This is a genomic window from Schaalia canis, from assembly GCF_003858455.1.
Classification (GTDB): Bacteria; Actinomycetota; Actinomycetes; order Actinomycetales; family Actinomycetaceae; genus Pauljensenia; species Pauljensenia canis.
Window position 1 is genome coordinate 1 of record NZ_RQZF01000023.1, and the last position, 3,888, is coordinate 3,888.

The 3,888-nt window shown below is 54.9% G+C and carries 6 protein-coding genes; all 6 read right to left on the minus strand.

Features of this window, described 5'->3' with window-relative positions; all coding sequences use genetic code 11:
- Nucleotides 1-281, minus strand: a 281-nt coding sequence (locus tag EII11_RS10265; protein ID WP_165867154.1) for a hypothetical protein, incomplete at its 3' end; no start/stop codon positions are given.
- A 158-nt stretch (nt 282-439) separates the two neighbouring features.
- The gene (locus EII11_RS10270; RefSeq protein ID WP_124872463.1) at nt 440-808 is read right to left on the minus strand and encodes a hypothetical protein; all 369 of its coding nucleotides are present in this window, start codon (nt 806-808) and stop codon (nt 440-442) included.
- A 29-nt stretch (nt 809-837) separates the two neighbouring features.
- Entirely contained in the window at nt 838-1,548 is a 711-nt protein-coding gene (locus EII11_RS10275; protein ID WP_165867155.1) for a pentapeptide repeat-containing protein, read from the minus strand.
- Nucleotides 1,549-1,879: 331 nt separating this feature from the next.
- Nucleotides 1,880-2,473, minus strand: a complete 594-nt coding sequence (locus EII11_RS10280) for a hypothetical protein (protein WP_124872469.1) — start codon at nt 2,471-2,473, stop codon at nt 1,880-1,882.
- 209 nt (nt 2,474-2,682) lie between these two features.
- On the minus strand, nt 2,683-3,237 hold the full coding sequence (locus EII11_RS10285; RefSeq protein WP_165867156.1) for a hypothetical protein: 555 nt from the start codon (nt 3,235-3,237) through the stop codon (nt 2,683-2,685).
- A 43-nt stretch (nt 3,238-3,280) separates the two neighbouring features.
- The coding region (locus tag EII11_RS10575; protein ID WP_205649291.1) for a hypothetical protein at nt 3,281-3,888 on the minus strand (608 nt) is incomplete at its 5' end.

Genomic DNA, 3,888 nt, shown 5'->3' on the forward strand with positions numbered 1-3,888 from the left:
TGGAGGCCTTTCCCAACACCGTAACCGAAAGCGCCACCACCTAAACCAAAGAGGGTGTCTTTACCGACTTGGCCCCAATCAATGGGATACCCACTACAGGCTTGGTCGATGATGCTGGCCCCGCCACCTAAAACAGCGCCAGCAATCAGCGCGGCGGCAAACCCTTGAGCGCCGGGCACAAACGCCAACCCCACCCCGGCAACAATTGCCAGCGCAGTACCCCATTTAGGGGCGTTAGCTTTACGGTAGGCGTCAAGTTCTTCTGTGGTGATAGGGCGCAACCCCGCAGGGTCAAACAGGATTATTCCCCGCGTACGCATACGGGTTAGCCACCCAGCCTACTCAATCTGGTAGAACGAGGCGAACGCCGCCTACAGTTCCACTGCGGTCCTCCCTTCAGCGTCACCCCTGTGCCGGGCAGGAGAAGCGGGGCCGGGTACTAGATGAGGATCTCGCAGTACAGGTTCAAACCATGAGCACGCGCCTGACGCGCAAGATCAACCACCGGACCGGCCCTCTCCACGATCTCCTCCAAATCCGCATACTCCTCCAAGAACAAAGGATCACACTCCACGCTCGTCACCGCCAACGAAGCAACCACCTCTTGGCGAAAGCGAACAACGACAGCACCCCCGTCCTGGCCGTCAAGCACAGGATCAGCATGATCAGCAATAAAAACAAGCAGGTCATTCATATCCAGAAAGGACCCACACCTGCCATAACCATCAAACCCACCCCCCACCTCAGGATCATCGACCAGGGCACAGGCACACGCATCATCAGGCGCAGTAAAGAACTCAACAAACACGACAGACTCTCCCTAACAGCAATACTGCTCTAGCGTTGCTCTTCCAACACAGCCTGACGAACCTGAGCCCACCCAGCATCACTCATATCAGGTTTTTCCTGCACGAAGAACAACTGCGGCTGCCCATCTTTAACCTTCTTTTCCCACAGCTTCAACCAAATCATAAATTCTTCATAGTCTCTTGGGGCAGACTCACGCCAGCTTTCCACCACACGCCGAACCCGCACCAACGCCCCAGCACCATCCGCGCAGTACGCATACTCGGGCCCAGACGGCAACTTCTGACGCGTCAAATCCACCCCATAACGGAAATCGCTATCAATCAGGCGCGCACTCGAAAAATCATTCCCCTCCACCACATTCACACGCGCCAACCCCGGATTATCCGCAGCACTCCGCGCTGTAGGAGCACCCCAAAACACACACTGACGCAACACCGTCCCCGAGAAATCACACCCCACCAAATCCAAAAACTGAAAATTGAAACCCTTGAGTCTGGCCCCACGGAAAGAACAATTCACAAACCGGGCAGGACCACACGTACCGAAGGCAATATTCGCCGAATCAAAAGAACAGTTCACAAACTCCGAGACCAGCCCTAGACCGCCAACACTAAAACGACCGACCCGCAAACGATCAAACACGCAACTGTCAAAATATCCGCCGTTAACACCGAAACGCTCGACCTTTACCCCCGACCAATCCTCCTGCAACACAACAGGCTCATCAGTGGTGAGCATCGTGGCATCATCATGAGGCAACATTCTTAAATACATGCCCTGCCCCTCCTGTCAAGCTACATGCCCAGTCTAGAAGCCCCAAGAGCGGCCCACACGCAATTAAACAGACGAGATTACCTCAAGCACGCCGCCCCACTACACAGCTGGGACCCAATGAATTGTCTGCAAGCGCTATTTCACTGAGGGCCAACACTCGCACTACTGGCACCACCCATGCTGACACTCCCCCTGACCGTGGGACTTGAACAGCCACTCTTTGCCTGAATGTTCCGCCCAGACTTCACAAGCTCGCCTCCACTGCGCTGCGAAGGACCTGGGACGGAACCCGCTACTAGGCTCGTCCGAGGATTCCCTCGCCTGTTCTATCCGCATGGAAATCCCAGCCAAACTCAATCGGCATGACCTCGGGATCAATGACCCCCGTTACTGAAGAGTCATCAAAACGCCCTATCTTGACATACTCCCAACAAAGGCGTTCTGTTCGCGCATACTCTCCACCAACGCCAAGGATGACCAGCCCCGAATTGGCATTAAGAAGTAAGAACTCCCCACCCGCAGAGACGATTCCTTCGCGAACAGGCGCTTGAGTCTGAACCCAAGTGAACGACGAGCGATCATGGACATCCCCAAAGAGAGCCACGCCATCACACACGATAGAGACTGCTCCGGCGTGTCCGATGTGGAACATCCCAGAAGCTCCCGTTTCCCAATCATTTCCCACAGCACGCGTTATAACTGTGAAATCATCAGTGGCCGTATAGACGTGGAAGAAACCCGTTTCCGGCCCGCCATAACCACGCATGGGATCAACATCGACCGGTGCAAGAATGCCACCACGCGCATACCTACCCAGATCACACTCAACAGAAAAGTCCACACCATTCAAACTCTTCTCAAGAGGAACAGCACGTAGATTCTTACTCACCACTACCGCCTATTTCTCATATGTACCCCTCAGTAAAAACCCTATTTTCCCTCGTCACCAGCATGCAGACTAAAAATACCAACATGCAGCTCGACGACGACAAATCCTTCGACGCCAGAAATCCGTTCAGAAATGGATGAAAGCTTCGAATCCCAGAATTCCCTCAGAGCGAAACACGTCTATCTGGCACAGTCAGCACTTCAGGCCTATCAGAGCAATGTCCACTGGGTACGCGATCTTTCACCCGCCCGACGATGGCTGGCAGCAAGAGGACGAGCCACCTTATCAAAAGTCACCACCCCAGCCTCAATCGCCTCCACATCCTCACCGTCATACAACGGCATCGGCAAATCCATCCCCGGCATATCCACACAATAAAACGACAAAGACGTACCCTCCACCCTCACCACACCACCAAAAAGACCTCCACATTCGAAGGTAATACCCGTCCCCCAGTCCTGCACATGCGAATCACCGATTATATGGGCGCCCATCTCACCCTGAACAAGCCCCATCGGATCAGACCACTGCGCAGACTTCAACTGCCTCGCCACCACCAAAAAAGCGTTCCCAACCTCCTGATACAACGACCCCGCCGCATAAAACAAGAGGCCCACATACTCACGCCGCACGTCAATAAGGACATCCATCAACTCACACTCATCAAGCATGTCCTCCAGCCACAACGGATCCGTCTCAGGATCCACAGGCGGCAAATCCTGCACAGACTCAATCGGCGCATACATCAACTGCCGCATCGTCATCACTCTCATCATGACCCTCCCGTCTTCAATATCCAACTATCCATCACGGCCACCCCTGCTCAGGCGTCAAAGGAATATGCCACGCTGGGTCGCTTCTATCCACAGTTCTTCCTGTTCCCGGGTGGGCAGGCTGTTTCCCTCGGAAGTATCCTGCATACCCATGCGGATAAGGGTATTTCCCGTGCGTTGGCTCCATTACTCGAACTGACGTAATGGAGGGATGGAGTCCGTCTGTTCCTGGCGGAATGTCATAGATCATTCCTTTCCCCTTCCTGGCGAGCGTACCTACTGCCCCCTCAGGAACACCCGGATAATCAACTCCGTCAAAATGGATCGTTGCCGGACGAGGTGGAACAGGTGGTGTGGGTAGTTCTGGTGTTGGTGCGGTTCGTGCTGGTGTGGTGAGCGCGTTGAGGGCGTCGTCGGTGAGGCTTTCGGCGGTTTCTGCCGCGCTGCGTGCGCCTAGGCGGTTGGTGATGTGCTGAACAACAGGAATCCGCTGAGCTTGATCACCCACCCACTGGGTTGCGGCCTGCCCAACCGGGGTCTTCGCCGCCCACTGGAGGCCTTTCCCAACACCGTAACCGAAAGCGCCACCACCTAAACCAAAGAGGGTGTCTTTACCGACTTGGCCCCAATCAATGGGATACC

Bases quoted from the DNA above. Each gene is read 5' to 3' on its own strand.
- EII11_RS10275 (WP_165867155.1), bottom strand. From the start codon at position 1,548: ATGCTCACCACTGATGAGCCTGTTGTGTTGCAGGAGGATTGGTCGGGG.
- EII11_RS10285 (WP_165867156.1), bottom strand. From the start codon at position 3,237: ATGACGATGCGGCAGTTGATGTATGCGCCGATTGAGTCTGTGCAGGAT.